Here is a 23,810-nt window from a genome sequence, read left to right as displayed (position 1 = left end):
CTCCGGGGTCGGTGGGGCGGTTGGTTACCAGGGGTGGGTCACGGTGACGGGGGCCGACGTGGTGTACAGCTCCCCCACGGCGCGTACCTCGAATCGTGCGGCGCGCTCGTCCTGCTCGCGGCGCAGGCCGCCGGCGAACCAGGCCCGCTGGCAGGTGCCGCCGAGGAAGCGGCGGGTGCCGTCGGGCAGCACGCGGTGCAGGGCGTAGTGCCGTACGTCGTCGCCGTGGGGGTGGTTCCAGGCGAACCGCAGGTCTGTGCCGTTCGCGGCGGTGACCCTGGCGGCGGTGGGAGCGGCGGGCGCCGTCACCGCGCCGGTGCGGACGGCGAGTCCGCCCGCCCGCCACCGCACGGGCCCGTCGGACGCCGTGAGCCGCACGCCTATCGCGTGCAGGGTGCCGGACAGGCCGGTGAGCGGCACGGTGGCCGTCTGCCAGCCGTTGGCCGGCTTCACGGTCCGCGCGGCCGTCACGGGAAGCCAGTGGTACGGCGGTGCCTCGCCCGGCTCGCCGGCTTCGGCGGTGGCCAGGGCGAGTTCGATGTCCACCGCGCCCGCGTCCGTGCGGTGCGTCAGCTCGACGACCGTGTCGGCACCCAGCGGCAGCCGTGTCGCGTACAGGTCGAGGACCGCCGGCCGGTCGAGTTCGCCGTCGACCAGGACGCTGCTGCCGCCCCGCCAGGCGTCCGCGAAGTCGAAGGAGACCGCCGGGCGCTCGCCCTCCGTGCGCACCACCCAGCGCCGGGACGGCAGCCGGTCCTGGAGGCCGAGGTGGTTCCAGGGTGCCTCGGAGGTGACGGTGCCCTCCTCGTACCACCGCAGTCCGTGCCCGGTGTTGAACGCGCTCGCGAACGGCAGCGACGTCACCGTCGACCGGTCGGCGACCGACACGGCGGGCGCCCGCCAGCCGTCCGCGTCGTCCCCGCCGTCCGGGCGGGACGGGTCGAGCGACGGGCCCGTCCAGAACCGGTCGTCGGCGGCGTGGAAGTCCCCGGGCGTCCGGCGGTCCTCGGGCAGGTGGTTGCGGGTCCACTCGGGCCGGTACAGGCCGATCGACGTGATGTGCGCGGTGTCGCGCGGCACGATCGCGTCCCAGTTCTCGGAGGTGTTCCAGCCGTCGCTCTCCACGTCCACGCCGGCCCACAGCTCGTAGCGGCTGCGGCCCAGCCGCTCGGCCCGCTCCCCGGAGCCGGCCAGGCGGTCGGCCGTCCAGCGGAAGTCCACGAACATGTCGTCGGCGGCCTCGAAGAAGGTCTCGTTCCGGTCGTTGAGCGCCCCCTGCCAGCTCACCGCCCCGTCCACGGTCATCGAGTCGTACCAGGTCACGCGCTGTCCCTTGGCCGCGGCGAGGGACTTCAGCTCGCGCAGGAAGCTCCGCATGTCCGCGCCGAGCGCGGCGTCGCCTCCGCCGGTCTCGGCGTTGACGAACCAGCCGTCGAAGCCGTACGCCTCGGCGACGGCGACCAGTCGCGCGGCGAGCGGGTGACGCCCGGCGGCGTCCTTCTGCACGAGGTCGCGGGTCCAGTCCAGTTGTCCGCCGTAGGCGGCGGGCGGCAGGAAGACGTTGCCGAGGACGGGTACGCCGTGCCGGTGCGCGGCGTCGACGACCGGCGCGTTCGGGGCGAGGATCAGCCCCTCGCCCGAGGAGCCGCCCCAGAAGACGAGTTCGTCGACGTAGGCCCAGTGCGTGAGGGCGTAGTAGTCGGCGGTGGCGGAGCCCTGCGAGGGGTTGCTCGCGGTGGGTCCGAAGGAGACCAGGGACTGGAGGCGGGCCTGCCCGGCGCGGGCCGTGGTGCTGGCGGGCGTCGGGGTGAAGCGTCCGGCGAGCGGTACGGCGGCGCTGTTGAAGGCGAGGTCGGGGTCGTCGGCCGCGCGCCACGCCTTGAGGCTGCGCCAGGTGATTCCGTCGCCGGGCGTGCCGGAGGGCAGCGAGTCGGGGAACCAGTAGGAGGCGTACGGCTGGAGCGCTGTGCCGGCCTTTCCGGGGCCTTTCGGGGCGGCGTGCGCGGGCAGCGCGGGCCACAGGGCGGCCGCGGCTCCGGCGAGCAGGACGGTGCGTCGGGTGGGGGTCACGAGCGGGTGCCTCCTTGGCGAACCGGGGATCCGACGGGCCCGTGCGGGGTGGGGAGTACCTGGTCGGGGGTGACGACCTCGGTGATGCCGCGTGCCGCGAGGTGCGCGGTGTCGGCGGCACGCGTGTCGAGGACGGTGGTCGGGCGGGCGCCGTCGGCGACCAGCCGGAAGTAGGCGTCGAAGACCGTGCCGCCGGGGGCGCAGGCCGAGCGCGCCGCCGGGTCGGCCGGGACGGCCAGCGCGGTCGTGCGCGGGGCGGGGGCGGGGTGGCCTCCCTCGCGCGCCGCGCGGGCCGCGCGGGCCAGCGCCCGGGCCGTGTCCTTGGGGCGGCGGTCGTTGGTCAGCAGACCGAGCCCGTACTCCAGCTCGGGGAAGTCGGCCAGCTCCCGCGACACGTCGTGCGAGCACCACCAGGTGACGCCCCACAGGCCGGGGCAGTCCAGGGCGTTGGCGACGGTCGCCTCGGTGAAGGCGGCGGCGTGCTCGGCGGGGACGAGGGGTGCGGGGGCACCGACCTCCTGGAGCCACACCGGGCGGTGCGGGTCGTCGGCCCAGGCCTTGCTCAGCTCGATCAGGTAGGCGGCGTGGTGCTCGCTGGGCACGGAGGTGCGGCCGTGGCGCTGGGCGGTGCCGTTGAAGACCCAGGAGTGCACGGCCGTCACGGCGCCACGGCGGGCGGCCTGGGCCGGGGTGAAGGGCTGGTCGTCCTGGTACCAGGTGGCGTCGTACTCGGCGTGCAGGTGCATCCGGCCCGGGGCGCCCTCCTCGCAGGCGGCGAGCATCCGCTCCAGCCAGGCGTCGATCTGGCCGGCGGTCGCCCGGTCCGGGTCGGGGTGGGGGCCGGCGGAGAACTGGTTGACCTCGTTGCCGAGGGTCATGCCGAGGAAGTTCGGCCGGCCGGCGAGGGCGGCGGCGAGGGTGCGCAGGTAGGTGGCCTGGCCGTCGACGACCTCGGGGTCGGTGAACAGGTTGCGGCGGTGCCAGGTACGGGTCCAGGCCGGCAGGTGGTCGAAGCTGCTCAGGTGGCCCTGGAGGCCGTCCACGCTGACGTCGAGGCCGCGCTCGCCGGCCGCGTCGACCAGCTCCACCAGGTGCCCGACCGCGCGGTCGCGGATCAGGGTGCGGTTGGGCTGGAAGTAGGGCCACAGCGGGAAGACCCGGATGTGGTCCACGTCCAGGGCGGCTATGGAGTCGAGGTCGGCGCGTACGGAGTCCGGGTCGAAGTCGAGCCAGGAATGGAACCACCCTTCGCTGGGCGTGTAGTTGACGCCGAAGCGCACGGCAGAAGGCATGCGGTGTCCTTGTGAGGGGGAGTCGGTGGGTCAGCCCTTGACGGCGCCCTCGCCGACCCCGCGGAAGAAGTACCGCTGGAGGCAGGCGAAGAGGATGATGAGCGGCGCCACGGCGATGATCGTGCCCGCGGCGACGAGGCGTTCGTCGTTGGCGAAGGTGCCGTGCAGGTAGTTGAGGCCGATGGTGAGCGTGAAGTTGGAGGGGTCGCTCAGCACGATCAGCGGCCACAGGAAGTCGTCCCAGGCGCCCATGAAGGCGAAGATCGCGACGACCGCCAGGGTGCCCTTCACGGCGGGCAGGGCGATGCGCAGGAACCGCTGCCAGACGTTGGCGCCGTCGACGTAGGCCGCCTCCTCGATCTCGTAGGGGAGGTTGCGGAAGGCGTTGCGCATCAGCAGGACGTTGAGGGCGCTGATGCAGCCGGGCAGCAGTACGCCGACGAGGGTGTTGTTGAGGCCGAGCTCCCGCATGGTGGTGAACTGGGCGATGATGATGCCCTCCACCGGGACGAGCATGGTCAGGATGAAGACCAGGGTGGCGACGCGGCGGCCGCGGTAGCGCAGCCGGGCCAGCGCGTAGCCCGCCAGCGCGGCGCCGACGCAGTTGGTCACCACGTTGGCGACGGCGACCTTCAGCGAGTTCAGCGCGTAGTCCCAGACGGGGATGGTCTCGGCGACCCGCTCGTAGTTGTGCAGGGTGGGATCGGAGGGCAGGAACTTCGGCGGGGAGCTGAAGATGTCCTCCGTCGGGCCCTTCAGCGAGGTCGACAGCTGCCACACGAACGGGCCGATGGTCAGGGCGAGTACGCCGAGCAGCAGCAGGTAGCGCAGGGCGAGTTCCCAGACGCGTACCCGTCGGCCGTGCTCGTCGGTGATCCGGGGCTCTCGGGCCGGGGCCGGAGCCGGCTGCTCGGGGCCGGCCCGGACCTTGTCCAGGACGCTCACGACTCCTCCTTCCGGTCGGCGCGCAGTACGAGCAGCATCAGGACGAGGGTGACGACGAAGACGACGACGGAGATGGCCGAGGCGTAGCCGACGCGGCCGGTCAGGCCGGTGCCGGTGCGCTGGACGAGCATGACGAGGGTGGTGTCCTCGCCCGCCGGGCCGCCGTCCGGGCCGGCCATCAAATACACCTCGGAGAAGACCTTGAACGCGGCGACCGAGGCGAGGGCCGCGACCAGGACCATGGTGGAGCGCACGGCGGGCATGGTGACGGTGACGAAGCGGCGCAGGGCGCCCGCACCGTCGACGGCCGCGGCCTCGTGCAGTTCGCGGGGCACGTTGGCCAGCGCCGCCAAGTAGATGATCATGTAGTAGCCGAGGCCCTTCCAGACCGTGACGGCCATGGCGCTGAGCAGGATCAGCCACTGGTCGCTGAGGAAGCCGATCCGGCCGACGCCGATGGTCTCCAGCACCGAGTTGACCAGGCCGCGTTCGTCCAGCAGCCACACCCAGATCAGCCCGACGACGACGATCGAGGCGACGACGGGGGTGTAGAAGGCGGACCGGAAGAAGGTGATGCCGGGGATGGCCTTCCGCACCAGCATCGCGAGCAGCAGCGGCAGCAGGACGAGTGCCGGTACGACCCCGAGGACGTACAGGGTGCTGTTGCGCAGGCCGATCCAGAACATGTCGTCGTGGAGCAGCTCGCGGAAGTTGGCGAGGCCCACGAACCCACCGGGCACCAGGGTGCGGCGGTCGGTGAAGGAGTTGACCAGCGTCGAGACGAACGGGTAGAGGATGAAGGCGCCGGCGACCAACAGTCCGGGGGCGGCGAACAGCCAGGGGCTGGTGAGCAGTTGGCGCCGGACCCGGCGTGTGCCACCGGACACGGTGGAGCTCGCCATGGCGCTCAGCCCTGCTGCTTCAGGAGCCGGTCACACGCCTTGACAGCGTTGTCAAGAGCTTCCTCGGGGCTCTGCTTGCCCTGGAGCGCCTTGGCGACCTCGTTGCGCAGCTCGGTCTTCATCTGCTCACTGAAGAGCACCGGCGTGTAGTTGACCGCGGTCTTCAGCGACTTGGCGGCGGCCACCCGGACCCGGGTCTCGTCGGTCCCGTCCTCCTCGGTGAAGTACGGGTCGTCCAGCGAGCCGGCACTGCTGGGGAAGACGGCGACCTGCTTCGCGAACGACATCTGGTGGGCGGCGTCGGTGACGAAGCGGGCGAAGGCGACCGCGGCGGGCTTGCGCTCGCTCTGCGAGTTCACCAGCAGGCCCATCACGTACATGTTGACGTGGCCGGTGCTGGTGATCTGGTCGGTGATGCCGATGTTCTCGTACAGGCTCGGGGCCTGCTTCCTGAAGTTGGCGAGATCGAGGGCGCTGCCGGGGTTCATGGCGACCGCGCCGGTCAGGAACTTCTTCCCGGACGACTCGGGCGTGGCCGTCAGCGCCTGCGAGTCCAGGCCTCCGGCGTCGTACAGCTCCTTGTAGCGGGTGAGGAGTTCGACGCCCTTGGCGCCGTCGAACGCGAAGGCCGTGCCCTCGTCGTTCATGAGCGGGACGCCGTAGCGGCCGAAGTCCTCGATGGTGGGCACGTTGGCGAGCGTGGCCACCTCGCCGTCGGTCTTCCTGGCGAGCTGCAGCGCGGTGCCGAAGAGTTCGTCGTAGGTCGTCGGCGGCTTGCCGGCGTCGAGACCGGCCTTCTCGAACAGGGACTTGTTGTAGAAGAGCGGGCCGGTGTTGAGGTACCAGGGGAACGCGTAGGTCCCTTCCAGGCCCGGTACCTGCTGGCTGGCCCAGGCAGCCTCCAGGTACTCCTTCTCGTACTGCCCCGCGGCCTTGTCCAGATCGAGGGCGAGCCCGGCCTGGGCGAGCGGGGCGGCGAGGTCCGGGGAGACGTTGACGACATCGGCCAGGGTGCCGCCGGCGGCGTCGGCGCTGATCTTGTCGGCGTAGCCCTCGGCGGGCTGGTCGATCCACTTGACGTGGGTGCCGGGGTACTTCTCCTCGAAGTCCGCGATCAGGCCCTCGAAGTACGGCTTGAAGTTGGCCCGCAGGTTCCAGGTCTGGAAGGTGATGTCGCCCTCGACCTTGCCGGAGGCGTCGGACGAGCCGCCGCCCCCTCCCGACCCGCAGGCGCTGAGCGGCAGGACGAGGGCGGCTACGGCTGCGACAGCGAAGCTTCTGCGCGATGTGGGCACGGTGACACGTCTCCCTGGAGGACGTCGGCGGCTGGATGCCAGCGACCATGCACGGCGAGTTCCCGCAAAGTCAATGGATTCAGTGGAACTAAAGCGAAACGCGCGGCATCAGTCCAGGTCACAGCGAGGGTGAGAGGCGACTTGGCACGAGCTACTAATGCGCTTTAGGATCATTCCGCTCAAGCGCTTTAGCTCGGGCTTCAACTTACGCACTGGGGAAAGGGGCGTACATGCCGGCCAAGCGGCCTGCCGCGCGCCGGCCGACGATGAAGGACATCGCGCGGCGGGCCGGGGTCTCCGAGAGCGCGGTCTCCTTCGCGCTCAACGACCGGCCGGGGGTCTCCGAGATCACCCGGGACCGGGTGCGCCGGGTGGCCGAGCAGCTCGGCTGGCGGCCCAGTACGGCGGCCCGCGCACTGTCCGGTGAGGGCGCGGCGACGGTCGGCTTCGTGCTGGCCCGGCCCGCGCACACCCTCGGCGTGGACTCCTTCTTCCTGCAACTGGTCTCCGGCATCCAGGAGGTGCTGGCACGGCGGCATCTCGGCCTGCTGTTCCAGGTGGCGCAGGACGTCGACGACGAGTGCGCGGTCTACCGGCGCTGGTGGGCCGAGCACCGGGTGGACGGCGTCCTGGTGGTCGACCCGCGCACCGACGACCCGCGTCCGGACCTGCTCGACGAACTCGGCCTGCCCGCCGTGGTGATCGGCGGGGCGCCCGGCCAGCGCCATCCGGGGCTCTCGTCGGTGTGGGCGGACGACGCGGGCGCGATGGCCGCGCTGGTGGACGGGTTGCACGCGCTCGGCCACCGGCGGATCGCGCACATCGCCGGGCTGCCGGGCCTCGCGCACACCGAGCGCCGCATCCGCGCCCTGCGCGCCGAGGCGGGACGCCGGGGCCTGACAGAGGTGCAGTCGGTGCCCACGGACTACTCCGACGCGGAGGGCGCCGCCGTCACCCGCCGGGTCCTGGAGGCCCCCGCTCCGCCGACCGCCCTGATCTACGACAACGACGTGATGGCCGTCGCCGGGGTCGCCGCCGCGGCCGGTCTCGGTTTCTCGGTACCTGGGGACGTGTCCGTGGTGGCCTGGGAGGACTCGGCACTGTGCCGCATGGTCAAGCCGTGGCTGTCCGCGCTCTCCCGGGACAGCGTGGAGTTCGGCCGCACGGCGGCGACGGAACTGACCGCCCTGCTCGACGGCGGCCCCGCGCGGACGGTGCGGGTGCCGGTGCCGCGGCTGATCGAACGGGACAGCACGGGGCAGGCGCGGTCGACCGGAACGGGATGAACGGGACGTCGGCCCGAGCGGAGGCGCGGGCGGCCGGCACGGGGGGACGGGACGATCGACCGGGGCACGGGGGCGGCCGGCACAGGGGAACGAGACGATCGGTCCGGACGCGGGAGCGGTCGGCGGGTCCGGGCTCTCGACGCGAGGGCGCCGGACGGGCAGGGTGCTTCCTGCGTACTCGCCAGTAATGACGCCCCGACACCACCCTAGGAGCCCTCCGTGACCGATTGGGCCGGCCGCACCGCCGCCGAGATCGCCGCCGCCGTCCGGGAGAAGCGGGCCACGCCCCGCGAAGTGGTGGCGGCGCACCTGGCCCGGATCGAGCGGCTCGACGGCCGCGTCGGCGCCTTCCGCGCGGTGCGCACCGAGGCGGCGCTCGCCGAGGCCGAGGAGGTCGGCGCCCGGGGCGACTTGGGCGAACTGCCGCTGGCCGGCGTGCCGGTGGCGGTCAAGGACAATCTCTCGGTGCGCGGCGAGTCCACCCGCAACGGCTCCGCCGCGACGCCCGACACGCCCGCCGCGGACGACCACGTCACCGTGGCCCGGCTGCGGGCGGCCGGCGCGGTGGTGGTGGGGCTGACGAACGTGCCCGAGCTGTGCGTGTTCGGCACCAGCGAGGGCGTGCACGGCACCGCCCGCAACCCGTGGGACCCGGCTCGTTCGGCGGGCGGCTCCTCGGGCGGGAGCGCCGCCGCGGTCGCGGCCGGAATGGTGCCGATCGCGCTGGGCAACGACGGCATGGGTTCGCTGCGCATACCGGCGGCCAACTGCGGTCTGGTCACCGTCAAGCCGGGGCACGGGGTGGTGCCGGCCGGGATCGGCGAGGGCGACTGGTTCGGCATGTCGGAGAACGGGCCGCTGGCCACGACGGTCGAGGACGCGCGACTGATGCTGGCGGTGCTGGCGGACGACCTCGCGGACGGCGGGCCGCCGCGCCGCGCGGAGCCCGGCACCCTCCGGGTCGCCGCCTCCCTGCGCAGCCCCCTGGCCGGCGTCACGGTCTCCCGCCCCTACACGGACGCCGTCCGCGAGGCGGCCGGGGTGCTGATGAAGGCCGGGCACCAGGTGCGGCGGGCGGACCCGCCCTATCCGGCGTCGCTGGGCCTGACCGCCCTGACGCACTGGACGGCCGGAGTGTCCGTGGACGCGCGGGAACTGGACCGGCGGCTGCTGACCAGGCGGACGCGGGTGCACGCTGCCCTCGGGCGGCCCTTCGTAGGCACGGTCGCCACCGGAAAGGGCCAGAACGGGCTGCGCGAACGCCTGGAGCCGTTCTTCGCCGAGCACGACGTCCTGCTCACCCCCGCGCTGGCCCGCCGCTCCCCCAAGGCCGGGCCCTGGCACGAGCGGGGCTGGCTGCTCAACATCCTGGCCAACTCGGCGTACTCGCCCTTCACACCGCCGTGGAACCTGACCGGCTGGCCCGCGATGACGGTGCCGGTCGGCGCCCTGCCCTCGGGCGCCCCCTGCGCCGTACAACTGGTGGGGCGCCCGGGGTCGGAGGCGGCCCTGCTGGAGCTGGCGGGGCGGATCGAGGCGCTGCGCCCCTGGCGGCGGACGGCGCCTTGGGACTGAACCGCGTTCTACAGCGTCCGGTACATGATGTGCAGGCCGACCCGCCCGTGCCGCGGGTGGTCGAAGGCGTCCGGCACCGTGCCCAGGATCGTGAAGCCGAGGGAGGTCCACAGCTTCACGGCCGGGTTGGTCTCGACGACGGCGTTGAAGACCATGCCGCGGTATCCGTCGGCCCTGGCGGCGGCCAGGATGTGTTCGGCGAGGGCCCGGCCGGTGCCGCGGCCGGCCCGGCCGGGGTCGACCATGAAGCCGGCGTTGGCGATACGGGCGGCGGGGCCGCCGTAGTTGGGGGTGACGTAGGCGGAGGCGACGACGGTGCCGGTGTCGTCCTCGGTGACGTAGACGCGTTTGGCGGGGTTCGTCCACAGGGCCCGGGCGTCCTCCTCGGACGTGTCCGGGTCCCAGGCGTAGGTTTCGCCGGCGGCGACGATGCGGTGCCAGAAAGGCCAGATCTGCGGCCAGTCGTCGGCCGTCGCTTCCCTGATCAGCATGGGCGTGAGTCTCGCACGCCCATGCTCGCGGCGGCTTCGGCGGGTCAGTCCACGCTGGGCAGGATGTGGGGCTCGGCGAGGTCGTCCTCGTAGCCCGCGAGACGGATGGGGGCGGACCGGGCCCACACGTCGAGGCTGCCGATCTCTCCGGGCCGGCGGCCCGCACGCTGGGTGCGTTCCTTCGGGCGTTGTTCTGGATTCGTCGTCGTCTCCGGTGTCACCGCGCACTCCTTATGTGTCGGATCACCCTCGGGGCCTGTCGGGCCGGTCTCCTGTCCGGCGCCCGGCGCCCGCTCGGGTGTGAGTCGAAATGCAGTTCGGACGCGGTGGCGCCGGTCACTCGTGCGAGAGCAGGCCGTTGTGAACCGGCTTGTCCCATGACGGACCTTGGGTGTGGGTAGTGCCCTGTGCTGCCGTCCGTCCGCTCCAGATTAACCAAATGAGCGGGGGTGCGCTCTATGGGGCTCAAAACATGGGAGAACCATTGCCCTTCGTTGCGCGCACAGTTGGGCCCAGTCTGCCCGGGTTCGCCCACCTCTGCACCGTGTGCAACTCACCCATTCGGCCCACATCGCCGCCCGTACCTTCGATTGTCGGCGGCGACGGGTAGCGCAGTTAAGTTGCCGTTGGCTGCGGCGCAAGCTCGCCATGGTCTGCTGCCGGTCGGCAACGGCTGTCTCGTGGGAGGACCGAGGCATGGAACTGCGCAGCGTCGAGGAGCTGATGGACCTGCTGTACGCCTGCCGGGGCGAACGGGCGGCGGCCGAGCACGGCAGCGGGCCCGGGGACCTGCACGGGCACGCGCTGCGGACCGCCGCGCTGCTGCGCCGGCGCCGCCCCGCCGACAAGGAGCTCCAGGTCGCCGGTCTGGTGTCGCCCGTGGGCCGGCTGCTGTGGCCCGGCAATCCGGCCGGCCGGACCGCCGACGCGGTGCGGCCGCTGCTCGGCGCGCGCGTCGCCCGCCTGCTGCGCCGGCACGCCCACCCGGCCGCCTGGACCCACGACGACGACCTGGTCAGCCTGCGCCAGGCGGACGAGGAGGCCCGCACCGCCGTCTTCGACGCCGGGGTCCTCGAGGACTGGCGCACGGTGCTGGAGCTGACGGCGGCGCGGAACTCGCGGCTCGGCGCCGTCGACTGAGGCGTCCGGCGCACCGGGCACACCGGCGCTCGCCCCGGAGGAGGCCGGCGCCCCGCCGACGGACCAGCGGATTACCGCCGTTGACGCCCGGCGTGCCCTGCCGCCGTCCGCCCGGTGGGGGCCGTCACCACTTACCGGGCGCGTAGTCCTTGAGGAAGACGCCGTACAGGTCCTCGCCCGCCTCGCCGCGCACGATCGGGTCGTAGACGCGGGCGGCGCCGTCGACCAGGTCGAGCGGGGCGTGGAAGCCGGCCTCGGCCAGCCGCAGCTTGTCGTAGTGGGGCCGCTCGTCGGTGATCCAGCCGGTGTCGACCGAGGTCATCAGGATGCCGTCGGTGTCGAACATCTCCTGGGCACTGGTCCGCGTCACCATGTTCATGGCGGCCTTGGCCGCGTTGGTGTTGGGGTGGCCCGCGCCCTTGTAGCCGCGGGCGAAAACGCCCTCCATCGCCGAGACGTTGACGACGTAGGCGCGCCCCGCGGGCGCCTTGCGCGCGGCCTCGGCCATCGCCGGCCGCAGCGCGCTGATGAGGATGAACGGCGACGTGTAGTTGCACAGCTGGGTCTCGAGCAGTTCGACCGGGGAGATCTGCTCGATGGTCTGGACCCAGGTGTTGGTGTCGACGACGTCGGGGACCAGGCCGCCCGCGTCGATGGCGGTGCCGTCGCGGTGCCGCACCACACTGGCGTTGCCGGCCACCAGCGCGAGGTCGGCCACCTTCTGCGCGTCGAGCCCCGTGGCACCGACGGGCAGCGCGGCCAGGCCGTCCACCGCGCCCGAGTTGAAGGCGCCGATGACGTGGTGGGGCGGCAGTTCACCGGCGGGCAGCGGGGCGCTCTCGCCCTCGACGAGCGCGGCGTACGCGGAGGGCAGGCGGCGCACGGTCTGGGTGGCGTTGTTGATCAGGATGTCGAGCGGGCCCCGCTCGGTGACCTGGTCGGCCAGGGCCACGGCCTGCGCGGGGTCGCGCAGGTCGATGCCGACGACCTCCAGGCGGTGGATCCAGTCCGCGGAGTCGTCCATGGCCTTGAAGCGGCGGATGGCGTCCTTGGGGAAGCGGGTCGTGATCGTGGTGTGCGCGCCGTCACGCAGCAGCCTGAGCGCGATGTACATGCCGATCTTGGCGCGGCCGCCGGTGAGCAGCGCCCGCTTGCCGGTGAGGTCGGCGCGGGCGTCGCGGCGGGCCCGGTTCTCGGCGGCGCAGCTCTGGCAGAGCTGGTGGTAGAAGTAGTCGACCTCGACGTACCGCTGCTTGCAGATGTAGCAGGAGCGGGGGCGCTGGAGTATCCCCGCGATGCTGCCCTCCTCGGTGCGGGAGGAGGGCAGGATGCCTTCGGTCTCGTCGTCGATGCGCTCGGCGGATCCGGTGGCGGTGGCCTCGGTCACGGCCTTGTCGTGGGCGGTCTTGGCGGCGCGGCGCTCCTGGCGGCGGCGCTGCTTGACCATCCGGTAGATGTGCGAGGTGGCCCGGCGGACCCGGATCGCGTCCGGGTGGTCGAGGTCGATCCCGTCGAGCTCCTCCAGCACGCTCAGGCAGACGGCGAGCCGCTCCGGGTCGATACCGGGGCCGTACGCCGCCTCGTCGCCGGACGGGTACGCCGCCGCCTCGTCACCGGACGCGTGCACCACCTCGTCCGTGGTCGCCGAACCGTCCTGTGTCACCGTCATCGCCGCTGCCGTTCCCTGGTCACCGTCGCGGCGCTCCGAGACGCGTCCGCTTTCGAACAGCGGATTTTATTCAGCGCCGGGGCACGGAGCCAAACCCGTTCGCCTCAGGGACCGCAGGCGGTGAGCAAAGTCTCCACCTCCTCCGCCACGGCCAGGGCGAACCGGTCGAGGTCCGGCACCGCCTTCGCGTCGGCGACCAGGCCGTAGTGGACCTGTCCGCGGTACGTCGAGACGGCCACCGCCAGGGAGTGGCCGCGGGCCAGCGGCGCCAGCGGGTAGACCTCGGTGAGCGGGTGGCCGCCGAGCCGCAGGCCCGGGCTGGGCAGGGGGACGCTGGTGACCAGGATGTCGAACCAGAGCCGGGCGGCCTGCCCGACCAGGGGCCCGCCGAGCCGGTGACCGAGCGCGGGCACGTGATCGGCGAGCAGGGCGACGGCACCGGCGCCCCGGCCGGGCCCCGCGTCCTTGTTGCGGTCCATGGCGGCGCGGACCGTGCCGAGGCGGGACAGCGGGTCGGGGTCGCCGACCGGAAGCCGTATCAGGTAACCGGAGAGCCGGTTGCCCTGCGGGTGGGCGGCGCGCGGGCGGCGCTTGGAGACGGGGATCAGGGCTCGGGGCGCGACGCCCTCGCTGCCGTCTCCGCGCTCGTCCAGCCAGCGGCGCAGGGCGCCGGCGACGACCGCGATCAGGACGTCGTTGACGGTGCCGCCGACGGTCTTGCGCACGCGGTGCACGTCGTCGAGGTCGACGGCGACGCCCGCCGTGCGGCGGGTGCCGGAGGACTCGGCGGTGAGCGCGGTCGAGGAACGCACGTCGAGGGTGGACAGGGCCGCGGCGGCGCCGATGTCGAGGGCTCGGCCAGCGTCGGACAGCGCGCCGCGCAGCTTCCCCGGTAGCCCGCGCACGTCCGGGAGAAGCCCTCGCGGAGGCTCCTCGGGCCGGCGCCGGGGTGCGGGGAGGTCCATCGGGTCGAGGATCCCGGCCGCGAGGGTCAGCGCCCGCAGTCCGTCGGCGAGGGCGTGGTGGAACTTGAACAGCACGGCGAACGAGCCGCCGTCCGCGCCCGGCAGCACGTGCGCCTCCCACGGCGGCCGGCCGCGCTCCAGCGGGCGTCCCATGAGGAGGCCCGCCCGGGCGTGGAAGTCCGTCGTCGGGGCGTGCAGCCGGACGTGGTCGAGCGGGTCGAAGGCGGGGTCGGGCTCACGGGTCGCGCCGCCGAAGGAGAACGGCCGGCGCAGGGCGAGCGGCGGCTGCCAGGTGTCCCGGATCCGCATCCGCAGTCCGGGCACCGCGGGGGCGCGGGCGGCGAGCAGGTCGGCCGCGTGGGCGCCCGCGGTGGGCGAGTCGGCCGTGAAGACCCCCAGCGCGCCGAGGTGCATGGGGTGCTCCGCGGACTCGATGTTCCAGAACGCGAGGTCGAGGGGAGCGAGCGGATCGGGAGTCAAGGGCTTGCCTCGCAAGGACGACGCATGAACGACGGGTGGACAAGCAGTCAATCGCCCTCCGCCGATTACGGTCAAGGACGATCACGCTACGCACAGTTAACAACAGATTAAAGTCCCGCCCCTGGCGGCAGGGCGGGACTCCAGGGACTCATGGGGCGTCTGTGCCCAGGTCGGCGGAGGTGGCGCAGCCTGCGGTGACGTTCCCCACCCGGACGGGTGCGGGCCGACCGTGAACCCGAGCGGCCGGATGGAGCGCGGGGCGTCGGTCGTCAGGCGGGTCCGGTCGTACGCCGTGCCTTCCGTGCGGGTGGACCGGACGTAGCGGCCGGTGTCCGAGGTGCCGGGCGCCGTGATGGTCCAGAGCCGCGCGGGTGGTACCGGCGGTCCAGGCTCAGGCCGACGCGTGGATCTCCGCGGCGTCCTCGGCGGCCGCGCTCGCGTCAGCACGTACATGACCACGACCCCGGACGCACCGCGCGACCCGGGGCCGTCACCCGCCCGTCACGGCACCCGCTGCCCCTTCCCCAGCGCGATCACGCCGCCCTTGGAGACGCTGTACAGCTCGGCGTCCCGCTCCGGGTTGACGCCGATCGTCGCGCCCGGCGGCACGTCCACGTTCTTGTCCAGCACCGCCCCGCGCACGACCGCGCCCCGGCCGATGTGCACGTTGTGGTGCAGCACCGAACCCTGCACCACGGCTCCCGGATCGACCACCACGCCCGGCGAGAGCACGGACCGGGTGACCTGCCCGCGGATCAGGCAGCCCGCGCTGATGATCGACTCGCCGGCGATGCCGCCGGCGTTGAAGCGGGCGGGCGAGAGCTGGGTGGAGTGGGTGTAGATCGGCCAGTCCCGGTTGTAGAGGTTGAAGGCGGGCCGCTCGGCGATCAGGTCCATGTGGGCGTCGTAGTAGGCGTCGAGCGTGCCGACGTCCCGCCAGTAGCCCTGGTCCCGGGTGGTCTCCCCCGGCACGTGGTTGGCGCTGAAGTCGTACAGCGCGGCCTCGCCCCGGTCGGTGAGCCGGGGAAGGATCGAGCCGCCCATGTCGTGCACGGAGTTCTCGTCCTCGGCGTCCCGGTGCAGGGCCTCGATGAGGACCTTGGTGGTGAAGACGTAGTTGCCCATCGAGGCGAAGACGCACTCGGGGTCGTCGGCCAGCCCCGGCGGGTCGGCGGGCTTCTCCAGGAAGCCGGTGACGGTCCGGCCGTCGGAGCCCGGGGTGATCACACCGAAGGACGGCGACTCGGCGCGCGGGACCCGTATCCCCGCCACGGTCACGCCCGCGCCGGACTCGATGTGCTGGGTGAGCATCTGGCGCGGATCCATCCGGTACACGTGGTCGGCGCCGAAGACCGCGACGTACTCGGGCCGTTCGTCGTGCACGAGGTTCAGCGACTGGAGGATCGCGTCGGCGCTGCCCAGGTACCAGCGCGGGCCCAGGCGCTGCTGGGCGGGGACGGGGGTGACGTAGTTGCCGAGCAGGCTGGACATCCGCCAGGTGGTGGTGATGTGGCGGTCCAGGGAGTGCGACTTGTACTGCGTGAGCACGCAGATCCGCAGGATGTCGCCGTTGACCAGGTTGGACAGCACGAAGTCGACCAGCCGGTACGTGCCACCGAAGGTGACCGCGGGTTTGGCTCGGTCCGCGGTCAGGGGCATCAGGCGTTTGCCCTCTCCGCCCGCCAGCACGATCCCGAGCACCGAAGGACCTCCACGACGCATGGCCGCTCCCCTCCCCCTCGTTCACCCTCGGCTGCCCCGGAGCGGGGCGGCCCAAGCCTGCTTGACGGGCTCCTCGTCCTACGCCTGCTCGAGAATCTCCTCGTAGAGCCGGACGGTTCGGCGGGCGACCGCGTCCCAGCCGAACTCGTCCACCGCGCGTTTCCGGCCCGCCTCGCCCATCCGCCGGGCGGTCTCCGGGTCGCCGAGGACGGAGTCCAGTGCCCGGGCGAGGCCCGCCTCGAAGCCCTCGTCCCGGCTGCCGGTCGCGTCGTCGTCCTTGGGGACGAGCAGCCCCGTCGCGCCGTCCGCCACGACCTCGGGAATGCCGCCGACCCGGGAGGCGACCACGGGCGTACCGCAGGCCATCGCCTCCAGGTTGACGATGCCGAGGGGCTCGTACACCGAGGGGCAGACGAAGACCGCGGCGTGGGTCAGCAACTGGATCACCTCCGGGCGCGGCAGCATGCGCGGGATCCAGTGCACGCCCTCGCGGGCGCGGCTCAGCCCGGCGAAGAGGTCGCGGAACTCCTGGTCGATCTCGGGGGTGTCCGGGGCGCCGGCGCACAGCACGACCTGTGCGGCGGGGTCGATGTCCCGTACGGCGCGCAGCAGATGGGGCACGCCCTTCTGGCGGGTGATGCGACCGACGAACAGGACGTACGGGCGGGAGCGGTCCAGGCCGATCCGGTCCAGCGCGTCGGTGCCGGGGTCGGGCCGGTAGAGGGTGGTGTCGATGCCGTTGTGCACGACGTGGACCCTGGAGGGGTCCAGCGCCGGGTAGCAGCCGAGGATGTCCTCGCGCATGGCGGCGGACACGGCTATCACCGCGTCGGCGGACTCGACCGCGGTGCGCTCGGCCCAGCCGGACAGGGCGTAACCGCCACCGAGTTGCTCGGCCTTCCAGGGGCGCAGGGGCTCCAGGGAGTGGGCGGTCACCACATGCGGGACGCCGTGCAGCAGCTTGGTGAGGTGGCCGCCGAGACCCGCGTACCACGTGTGGGAGTGGACCAGTTCGCGGCCTTCGAGGGCGGCGGCCATGGCGAGGTCCACGGAGAAGGTGCGCAGCGCGTCGTTGGCGCCGTCGAGCGCGGTCCAGGGGCGGTGGCGCAGCACTCCGTCGGTGCGGCCCTCGCCCCAGCAGTGCACGTCCAGGTCGACGAGACGGGCGAGTTCCCGGGCGAGGAACTCGACGTGGACGCCCGCGCCGCCGTACACGTCCGGCGGGTACTCCCGGGTCAGCAGTCCCACACGCACCCGGAACCTCCCGTGCTCGGCGGCTGGTCCCCTCATGGTCACTCAGACGGGGCGCCTGGGGAAGAGCGCCGGAGCTGCGGGGATCGAGGAGGGTGGGAGAAGCAGCAGTCCCCGCAGACACCCGCGCCGGGCACCCGGTAGTACAGACAGCAACTGCGCCGCCGGAAGCCGTTACCGGTGAGGGCGCCGGTCCCGGTCAGCAAGGGGTGGGCCATCAGGGCGGCGGTGAGCGAGCGGGCGTGGGCGGCGGCGTCGACCCGGCCGTGGCGCCGGGACCAGCGCTCCAGTTCCCGGGCGGCACCCGCCAGCGCGGAGGCGGCGTTGCCCCACAACAGACCGGTCGCGACACGGTACCGGGCGTGCAGGGCCGCCGTCAGCGGTGCCAGGTGGCCGTCGAGCACGAGCTCCGCGATCGTGCCGGCGTCGCCCGGGAGGGGCCGCACCTCGGCGAGCCACAGGTCGTCGGGGGCGGCCGCGTCGGGGTCCCAGCGCAGCAGGCGCGGAGCGAGGTCGGGGACGCCGCCGCAGAGGACGGCGCATCCGAGCGTCACCGACCACAGGCGGGCCGCCAGCCCCTGGTGGGCCACTGAGGCGGCGACGCGGATCTCGGGGGCGCGGAGTGCGGCGGCGACCTTCCGGACGCGGAAGGCGAGCGGGTCCTCCCGAGCCGGTGCGTGAACGTCCGGCGTCGCAGCTCCGTATACCGGTGCCCAGGCATGTGCGAGGGTGGGCAGGGGCCGGGGCGGCGACGGCCGCGAGCCACGCAGGACGAAGAAACCGCCGAGCGGGCGGAGTGCGGTGAGGCCGGGGTCGAAGTCCACGTCGGGGTCCACGGAGAGCAGTAGTATCAAGGCCCCCTAGGGGCCTGGGTAAGGGGTCCGGTCCCTCGGTCGCCCACCCTGGGGAGGACGGCACCGCCGTCATACTCCATCGGCAGTAGGACCCAATGAGTGCTCAGGGACGACGACGGGAAGACCCTGAGACGGCATCGTGTTGTCCATGGAAGACGACCGTTCGCCGCGCCGGGCCCGGGGCCCCCGCCTCACGCAGAGGAGCAGCCGATGAGCGCCCTCGCGTTGTCCGTGCTGCTGTCGCTCGTCTCCGCCGTGGCGTACGCGGGCGGAGCGATCGTGCAGGAGCGGGTCGCGGCGTCCTCTCCGGGTGCTCAGTACGCTCCACTGCGCCGGCCCGGCTGGTGGGCGGCGGTCGGACTCAACGGCCTCGGCGGCCTGCTGCACGTGGTGGCACTCGCCCTCGGCCCGCTGAGCCTGGTGCAGCCGCTGGGCGCGCTCACCATCGTGTTCGCGCTGCCCATGGCGGCGCTGTTCGTGGGCCGCAAGGCCGGCGCGACGGCATGGCGGGGCGCGCTCATGGCGACGGTCGGTCTCGCGGGGCTGCTGTCCCTGGTCGGCGCGTCCGACGCGCAGTCGCTGGACACGGGGCAGCGGGTCGGGGCGGCCGTCGTCACCGGCGCCGTGGTCGTGGCGCTGATGATCGCCGGCCGGGCCGCGCACCGGCACCCGGCGGTCCGCAGCATCCTGCTGGCGACCGCGTCCGGCATAGCCTTCGGTATGTCCTCGGTCTTCACCAAGACGGTCGCGGTCGACTGGTCCGGCGGGATGTCGGCCGCCGACCTGCCCACCCTCGCCGTGATCGGTGTGCTCGCCACGGCGGGCATGCTGCTGTCGCAGGCCTCCTACCGGGGAGCCGGTCTCGCGGCCCCGCTGGCCACGTTGACGGTCGTGAACCCGGTGGTGGCCGCGGTGGTCGGCATCACGATGTTCGGCGAAACCTTCCGCTACGGGACGGCGGGCACCGCGCTGGCCCTGAGCTGCGGTGTGGTGGCCGCGGGCGGGCTGATCCTGCTGACGACGGAGCGGATCGCCCGGGAGTCCGCCGAGGAGGTCGCGGCCGTTGCGGCGGCGACCGAGTCCGCCGGGTCCGCGGCGGTGCCGGTCGAGGAGACGCTGGTCCCGGAGGCCGGGGAGGTCCAGGCGATTCGGGACGCCCGGGAGATTCGGGACGGAGACGGGGCGCGGGTCGCCCCGCTGCCCGACAAGGTCTTCCTGCCCTCCCCGATGTCACCGGCGACCCCCGACAGCGACCCCGCCGAGGACAGGTACGGGGACAGGGACAGGGACAGGTACGGGGACCGGTACGGGGACCGGTATCCGGCGGAGAGCGACGACACGCCGCTCTCCTACGGCCTCTTCCACGGCGGTCCGTTCGCCCCGCAGCCCGTTCTCAGCCGGAAACGGGTGCGGATCAGATCCTGACGCCGCCGGCCCGCAGATACGCCACCGGGTCGACGTCGGAACCGAATCCGGGCCCCGTCCGCACCTCGAAGTGCAGATGCGGGCCCGTGCTGTTGCCGGTGGAGCCCGAGCGGCCGATGCGCTGGCCGGCGCCGACCGACTGACCGTCCTTCACCGAGATCGCCGAGAGGTGCGCGTACTGGGAGTAGCGGCCGTCGCTGTGCCGTACGACCACCTCGTACCCGTAGGAGCCACCCCAGCCCGCGCTGACGATGCGGCCCTCCGCGACCGACTTGACCGAGGTGCCGGTGGGGACGGGGAAGTCGACGCCGGTGTGATAGCCCTTCGACCAGGAAGAGCCCGCCTGGTGGTACGGCGTGCCGGTGGAGGCGTCGACGGGCGCGACGACGCCTTGGCGGGTGGTGGCCTTGTCGGCCTTGCTCGTCGCCTTGTCGGCCCTGTCCGCCTTCTCCTTCTCGCCCGGCCCGCCCTGCTTCTCCTTGCCGCTGTCCGGGGCGGGCTTCTTCTGCTGCTCCTGCTTCTGTTTCTGCTGCTTCTGCTTCGGCTCGGTCGCCGTCGCCTCGCCGCGCACAGCCAGGCGCTGGCCCGGCAGGATCAGGTCGGGGTCCGTTCCGATCGCTTCACGGTTGGCGTCGTACAGTCCTCGCCAGCCGCCCCGGGCCTGCTGGGTGTCGGCGATGCCGGACAGGGTGTCGCCGGTGACCACCGTGTACATCCTGGCCTTGCCGGCCCGGGACTGCGGGGTGATCTGGGGCTGGACGTCCTTCACCGAGTCGGACTTCCCGGCGGGCCTTTCGGTGGACTTCCTGGCGGTCCGTTCCGGACTCTTCCCGGTCTCCGCGCCCCCGGCCGGGCGGATGTCCGGCGCGTCACCGCCCCGGGACAGTCCGGCGCGCTCCGAGCACACCGGCCAGGCGCCGGGGCCCTGCCCGTCGAGCACCTTCTCGGCGATGGCGATCTGCTGGTCCTTGGTGGCCAGATCCGCACGCGGGGCGTACTCGGTGCCGCCGAACGCCTCCCAGGTGGACTGGGTGAACTGCAACCCGCCGTAGTAGCCGTTGCCGGTGTTGATGTCCCAGTCGTTGGTGGATTCGCAGGCGGCGACCTTGTCCCAGGTCTCCACTTCGGCCGCCTGCGCCGTGCCGGTACCCATGAGCGGGAGCGCCAGTCCCGCACCACCAGCGGTGACGGTCAGTGACGCGCGGTTGATCCTGTTCGGCTGATACCGGCGGTGCCGGCCGCGTACGGCCATGGAGGTCCCCCTCGACATTGCGTCAGGAGTGGCAAAAGTATGCGCCGCTAACAGGCCATGACAAGACGGCAATCGGCCGGTTGGTCACGCCAAGTGGCCAAGAACGGGTGGCCGTTGGCCGGATGGGACGTCCGTACGCTGAGGCACCGGGCCCATCCGGTGCGTACTGAAGTCCGCCGGACCAGAAAGTGCGGCCCGAGTACCGGCACGTCAGGATGGTCGAACGGACAGACCGGCAATACTGGCGGACACCACGGCACCCCGGCGCCACGGACACAGGGCACCACGGACACAGGGCACCCCAGACAGACATCAAGGTCACTTAGGAGCCAACCCAATGAGCACTACAGCGCAGATCGGCGTCACGGGTCTCGCGGTCATGGGCCGCAACCTCGCCCGCAACTTCGCCCGCAACGGCTACACGGTCGCGGTGCACAACCGGACGGCGTCCCGCACGCACGCGCTGGTGGATGAGTTCGGGAGCGAGGGCGACTTCGTCGCGACCGAGACCGCCAAGGAGTTCGTGGCGGCGCTGGAGCGGCCCCGGCGCCTGGTGATCATGGTGAAGGCCGGTGACCCGACCGATGCGGTGATCCAGGAGTTCGCCCCGCTGCTGGAGCCCGGCGACATGATCATCGACGGGGGCAACGCCCACTTCGCGGACAGCCGCCGCCGGGAACGCGAACTGCGCGAGCAGGGCATCCACTTCGTCGGCACCGGCATCTCGGGCGGCGAGGAGGGGGCCCTGAACGGCCCGAGCATCATGCCGGGCGGCTCGAAGGAGTCGTACGACTCGCTCGGTCCGATGCTCGAGAAGATCTCCGCGAAGGCGGCGGACGGGGCGCCCTGCGTGACGCACGTCGGCCCGGACGGCGCCGGGCACTTCGTGAAGATGGTCCACAACGGCATCGAGTACGCCGACATGCAGCTGATCGGCGAGGCGTACCAGCTGCTGCGCGATGTCGCCGGGTACTCCCCCGCGCAGATCGCCGACATCTTCCGCACCTGGAACACCGGTCGCCTGGACTCCTACCTGATCGAGATCACGGCCGAGGTGCTGTCGCACGTCGACGCGGCGACGGGCAGGCCGTTCGTCGACGTGGTGGTCGACCAGGCGGAGCAGAAAGGCACGGGCCGCTGGACGGTGCAGATCGCGCTGGACCTGGGCGTGCCGGTGTCCGGCATCGCGGAGGCCGTCTTCGCCCGGTCGCTGTCCGGGCACGCGGCGCTGCGGGAGGCCTCGCGCGGGCTGGCGGGGCCGAAGGCGTCGGCACTCGGCGAGTCGGAGGCGGCCGCCTTCGCCGACCGCGTCGAGCAGGCGCTGTACGCGTCGAAGATCGTGTCGTACACGCAGGGCTTCCACGAGATCGCGGCGGGCAGCGAGGAGTACGGCTGGGACATCGACCTGGGCGCGGTCTCCGCGATCTGGCGCGGCGGCTGCATCATCCGCGCGGCCTTCCTGGACCGCATTCGCGCCGCCTACGACGCCCGGGCGGATCTGCCGAGCCTGCTGTCGGACGAGACGTTCGCCCAGGAGATCGCCGACGCGCAGGACGACTGGCGCGAGGTCCTGGTCGCCGCGACCCGCCAGGGCGTGCCGACGCCCGGCTTCGCCGCGGCCCTGGCCTACTACGACGCCCTGCGCGCCGAGCGGCTGCCGGCCGCGCTGACGCAGGGGCAGCGGGACTTCTTCGGGGCGCACACGTACCGGCGGGCCGACCGGGACGGCGCCTTCCACACGCTGTGGGGCGGGGACCGGTCGGAGGTCACCGCGTAGTCGTACGTGTTGCGTGGTGCCTAGGCCCTGTCGTCAAACTCCCGTCTGCCTCGCGACAGCATGCACGCACTCTCGCCGCACGGGGCCCTGACCCAAGTACATCCAGTACGAGGATCAGGGCCCCGCACGCCGAGAGCACGCACCTGACGCCGCGAGGCCCGCCCTTCGGGCGGGCGACGGGAGTTTGACGACAGGATCTAGTGGGAGGGGCGGCGGGCGACGGCCGGTGCGGTCGCCACCGGCACCTCCGCCACCCGCCGACCCCGGTGCATGCCCTGTGTGTCTGCGGGCGTGGCCTGTGGCTCAGGTGAGCGGTGGGCCCGGCTCCGGACTGGGCACCGGCTCCGGTCCCGGCGGGATCGGCGACGGGGAGGGCTCGGGTGGGCCCGGGGGCGGCGGCGTGGGCTGCGGTCCGGGTCCCGGAGGCTGAGGTGTGGGTTCGGGGCCGGGGCCCGGAGGCGGCGGCGGGGGTGTCGGCTCCGGACCGGGGCCGGGGTGCGGGGGCGCCGGGACAGGGCCCGGGGACGGCACCGGGCCGGGGTGCGGCTGTGGCTCCGGGTCCGGCCCGGGAGCGGGTCCCGGGGTGGGCCCTGGCGGGACGGGATCCGGATACGGGTTCGTCATGGCGCTGTCCTCCGGCCAGTCGGTCGACGTCGTCGGCTCTGGACTTGTCCCCCGCCTACCCGACAGCCGCCTCCCCACTCACTCCCCCGCGTGAACGGCCGGACCCGGGTGACCCACCGCGCCGGATCACAGGGGCGTCGGCGAGCGCTGTACGCGGCGTGCCGCCGCCGCCCCGGCGGCCAGCCCCGGCGCGGGGCTGGCCAGCACCGGGACAGGGGCCCTGGTCAGTTCCCGGGCCGGTGCCATGGAAGCCTGGGCCAGGACGATCACGTCGGCATCCGACACCCCGTCGGCCGCTTCCGCCACCAGTCGCAGATAGCCCTCGGTGTCGCCGCCCTCGAACCGCGGCCAGGCACCGTCGACCAGACGGGTCCGCACCTCCACGGGGCGGCCGGAGCGCCGGGCCTCCTCGCCGATCAGTGCCGCGGTCGGCGCGAGCGTGCTTTCCAGGGCGGCGAGGACGACGACGCGCAGACCCGCGGCCACCGCGGCGGCGGCCATCGGCCGGTCGACCCGCAACACCGGCACCCCGGCCCCGCCGGCGGCCGCCTCGGCGACACCGCCGATGGTCGAGCAGGTGCACAGAACGGCCCGCGCCCCCTCGGCGACGGCCTGCCGCAGCACGGTCCGCACGGCGTCCGTCACGGCCTCCGGCCCCTCGCGGCGTGCCCGTTCCAGCAGCTCGGCGTCGACGTGATGCAGCAGCTCCAGCCCCGGGTGCGCCTCGTCACGCAGGGCGTCGAAGACGGGGACGTGCACGGGCGAGGTGTGCAACAGCGCCAGCACGGACGCCCC

Annotated in this window: 19 protein-coding genes and 1 pseudogene; 5 read left to right on the top strand and 15 right to left on the bottom strand. The window is 73.0% G+C overall.

The window, feature by feature from the left end; genetic code table 11:
• Positions 1-24 precede the first annotated feature (24 nt).
• From ACIQ1J_RS07750 to ACIQ1J_RS07730, 5 genes are read right to left on the bottom strand one after another with little or no spacing between them, the layout of a single operon-like run.
• Positions 25-2,070 carry an endo-beta-N-acetylglucosaminidase gene (locus ACIQ1J_RS07750; RefSeq protein WP_403555040.1) on the bottom strand — a complete coding sequence of 682 codons (2,046 nt, stop codon included), beginning with the start codon at positions 2,068-2,070 and terminating at the stop codon, positions 25-27.
• Positions 2,067-3,362 (bottom strand): glycosyl hydrolase, encoded by a 1,296-nt coding sequence (locus ACIQ1J_RS07745; protein WP_403555038.1) that lies wholly within the window; start codon positions 3,360-3,362, stop codon positions 2,067-2,069. The genes ACIQ1J_RS07750 and ACIQ1J_RS07745 overlap by 4 nt, the downstream gene beginning before the upstream one ends.
• Positions 3,363-3,392: 30 nt before the next feature.
• The gene (locus tag ACIQ1J_RS07740; RefSeq protein ID WP_403555036.1) at positions 3,393-4,307 is read right to left on the bottom strand and encodes a carbohydrate ABC transporter permease; all 915 of its coding nucleotides are present in this window, start codon (positions 4,305-4,307) and stop codon (positions 3,393-3,395) included.
• The gene (locus ACIQ1J_RS07735) at positions 4,304-5,209 is read right to left on the bottom strand and encodes a carbohydrate ABC transporter permease (protein ID WP_403555034.1); all 906 of its coding nucleotides are present in this window, start codon (positions 5,207-5,209) and stop codon (positions 4,304-4,306) included. The genes ACIQ1J_RS07740 and ACIQ1J_RS07735 overlap by 4 nt, the downstream gene beginning before the upstream one ends.
• A gap of 5 nt (positions 5,210-5,214) precedes the next feature.
• Complete coding sequence (locus tag ACIQ1J_RS07730) at positions 5,215-6,504, bottom strand: extracellular solute-binding protein (protein WP_403555032.1); 1,290 nt, start codon at positions 6,502-6,504, stop codon at positions 5,215-5,217.
• Positions 6,505-6,734: 230 nt separating this feature from the next.
• Here ACIQ1J_RS07730 and ACIQ1J_RS07725 point away from each other — a divergent pair, with 230 nt between their 5' ends.
• Entirely contained in the window at positions 6,735-7,790 is a 1,056-nt protein-coding gene (locus ACIQ1J_RS07725) for a LacI family DNA-binding transcriptional regulator (protein WP_403555030.1), read from the top strand.
• Between the two features lie 219 nt (positions 7,791-8,009).
• Positions 8,010-9,365: an amidase gene (locus ACIQ1J_RS07720; RefSeq protein ID WP_403555028.1), complete on the top strand. Its 1,356-nt coding sequence runs from the start codon at positions 8,010-8,012 to the stop codon at positions 9,363-9,365.
• Between the two features lie 8 nt (positions 9,366-9,373).
• Here the strand turns inward: ACIQ1J_RS07720 and ACIQ1J_RS07715 are convergent, their stop codons facing one another.
• Positions 9,374-9,856 carry a GNAT family N-acetyltransferase gene (locus tag ACIQ1J_RS07715; protein ID WP_403555026.1) on the bottom strand — a complete coding sequence of 161 codons (483 nt, stop codon included), beginning with the start codon at positions 9,854-9,856 and terminating at the stop codon, positions 9,374-9,376.
• A gap of 44 nt (positions 9,857-9,900) precedes the next feature.
• Positions 9,901-10,077 (bottom strand): hypothetical protein, encoded by a 177-nt coding sequence (locus ACIQ1J_RS07710; protein WP_210962984.1) that lies wholly within the window; start codon positions 10,075-10,077, stop codon positions 9,901-9,903.
• 475 nt (positions 10,078-10,552) lie between these two features.
• Here ACIQ1J_RS07710 and ACIQ1J_RS07705 point away from each other — a divergent pair, with 475 nt between their 5' ends.
• Entirely contained in the window at positions 10,553-10,996 is a 444-nt protein-coding gene (locus ACIQ1J_RS07705) for a hypothetical protein (protein ID WP_210962985.1), read from the top strand.
• A 124-nt stretch (positions 10,997-11,120) separates the two neighbouring features.
• On the opposite strand, the gene ACIQ1J_RS07700 is transcribed toward ACIQ1J_RS07705, so the two are convergent.
• From ACIQ1J_RS07700 to ACIQ1J_RS07675, 6 genes and pseudogenes are all read right to left on the bottom strand, one after another.
• Positions 11,121-12,665 carry an SDR family NAD(P)-dependent oxidoreductase gene (locus tag ACIQ1J_RS07700; RefSeq protein ID WP_403555023.1) on the bottom strand — a complete coding sequence of 515 codons (1,545 nt, stop codon included), beginning with the start codon at positions 12,663-12,665 and terminating at the stop codon, positions 11,121-11,123.
• 104 nt (positions 12,666-12,769) lie between these two features.
• On the bottom strand, positions 12,770-14,110 hold the full coding sequence (locus ACIQ1J_RS07695) for a wax ester/triacylglycerol synthase family O-acyltransferase (protein ID WP_403555021.1): 1,341 nt from the start codon (positions 14,108-14,110) through the stop codon (positions 12,770-12,772).
• 177 nt (positions 14,111-14,287) lie between these two features.
• A pseudogene (locus ACIQ1J_RS07690) lies at positions 14,288-14,514 on the bottom strand (hypothetical protein); the annotation flags it as partial.
• 97 nt (positions 14,515-14,611) lie between these two features.
• Complete coding sequence (gene glgC / locus ACIQ1J_RS07685) at positions 14,612-15,832, bottom strand: glucose-1-phosphate adenylyltransferase (protein WP_403555019.1); 1,221 nt, start codon at positions 15,830-15,832, stop codon at positions 14,612-14,614.
• Between the two features lie 78 nt (positions 15,833-15,910).
• On the bottom strand, positions 15,911-17,086 hold the full coding sequence (glgA, locus tag ACIQ1J_RS07680) for a glycogen synthase (protein WP_403555017.1): 1,176 nt from the start codon (positions 17,084-17,086) through the stop codon (positions 15,911-15,913).
• A 38-nt stretch (positions 17,087-17,124) separates the two neighbouring features.
• Positions 17,125-17,907, bottom strand: coding sequence for a (2Fe-2S)-binding protein (locus tag ACIQ1J_RS07675; RefSeq protein ID WP_403555797.1), 783 nt, complete (start codon positions 17,905-17,907; stop codon positions 17,125-17,127).
• Positions 17,908-18,147: 240 nt separating this feature from the next.
• Between ACIQ1J_RS07675 and ACIQ1J_RS07670 the strand changes: the two genes are divergently transcribed.
• Positions 18,148-19,362, top strand: coding sequence for a DMT family transporter (locus ACIQ1J_RS07670; RefSeq protein WP_403555015.1), 1,215 nt, complete (start codon positions 18,148-18,150; stop codon positions 19,360-19,362).
• Here ACIQ1J_RS07670 and ACIQ1J_RS07665 read toward each other — a convergent pair.
• On the bottom strand, positions 19,352-20,614 hold the full coding sequence (locus ACIQ1J_RS07665) for a transglycosylase family protein (protein WP_403555013.1): 1,263 nt from the start codon (positions 20,612-20,614) through the stop codon (positions 19,352-19,354). The genes ACIQ1J_RS07670 and ACIQ1J_RS07665 overlap by 11 nt on opposite strands.
• Before the next feature lie 337 nt (positions 20,615-20,951).
• Between ACIQ1J_RS07665 and gndA the strand changes: the two genes are divergently transcribed.
• A complete protein-coding gene (gndA, locus tag ACIQ1J_RS07660) occupies positions 20,952-22,391 on the top strand; it encodes an NADP-dependent phosphogluconate dehydrogenase (protein WP_403555011.1) in 1,440 nt (479 codons plus the stop codon).
• Positions 22,392-23,141: 750 nt separating this feature from the next.
• Here the strand turns inward: gndA and ACIQ1J_RS07655 are convergent.
• On the bottom strand, positions 23,142-23,801 hold the full coding sequence (locus tag ACIQ1J_RS07655; protein WP_403555009.1) for an aspartate/glutamate racemase family protein: 660 nt from the start codon (positions 23,799-23,801) through the stop codon (positions 23,142-23,144).
• Between the last annotated feature and the right edge of the window lie 9 nt (positions 23,802-23,810).

Origin of the sequence: Streptomyces sp. NPDC097107, assembly GCF_044762405.1 — a bacterium.
Taxonomy (GTDB): domain Bacteria; phylum Actinomycetota; class Actinomycetes; order Streptomycetales; family Streptomycetaceae; genus Streptomyces; species Streptomyces thinghirensis.
This window is presented reverse-complemented; position numbering and strand designations above follow the sequence as displayed.

Bases quoted from the DNA above. Each gene is read 5' to 3' on its own strand.
- ACIQ1J_RS07745 (WP_403555038.1), bottom strand. From the start codon at position 3,362: ATGCCTTCTGCCGTGCGCTTCGGCGTCAACTACACGCCCAGCGAAGGG.
- ACIQ1J_RS07735 (WP_403555034.1), bottom strand. From the start codon at position 5,209: ATGGCGAGCTCCACCGTGTCCGGTGGCACACGCCGGGTCCGGCGCCAA.
- ACIQ1J_RS07725 (WP_403555030.1), top strand. From the start codon at position 6,735: ATGCCGGCCAAGCGGCCTGCCGCGCGCCGGCCGACGATGAAGGACATC.
- ACIQ1J_RS07715 (WP_403555026.1), bottom strand. From the start codon at position 9,856: ATGCTGATCAGGGAAGCGACGGCCGACGACTGGCCGCAGATCTGGCCT.
- ACIQ1J_RS07705 (WP_210962985.1), top strand. From the start codon at position 10,553: ATGGAACTGCGCAGCGTCGAGGAGCTGATGGACCTGCTGTACGCCTGC.
- ACIQ1J_RS07700 (WP_403555023.1), bottom strand. From the start codon at position 12,665: ATGACGGTGACACAGGACGGTTCGGCGACCACGGACGAGGTGGTGCAC.
- glgC (WP_403555019.1), bottom strand. From the start codon at position 15,832: ATGCGTCGTGGAGGTCCTTCGGTGCTCGGGATCGTGCTGGCGGGCGGA.
- ACIQ1J_RS07670 (WP_403555015.1), top strand. From the start codon at position 18,148: ATGAGCGCCCTCGCGTTGTCCGTGCTGCTGTCGCTCGTCTCCGCCGTG.
- ACIQ1J_RS07665 (WP_403555013.1), bottom strand. From the start codon at position 20,614: ATGGCCGTACGCGGCCGGCACCGCCGGTATCAGCCGAACAGGATCAAC.
- gndA (WP_403555011.1), top strand. From the start codon at position 20,952: ATGAGCACTACAGCGCAGATCGGCGTCACGGGTCTCGCGGTCATGGGC.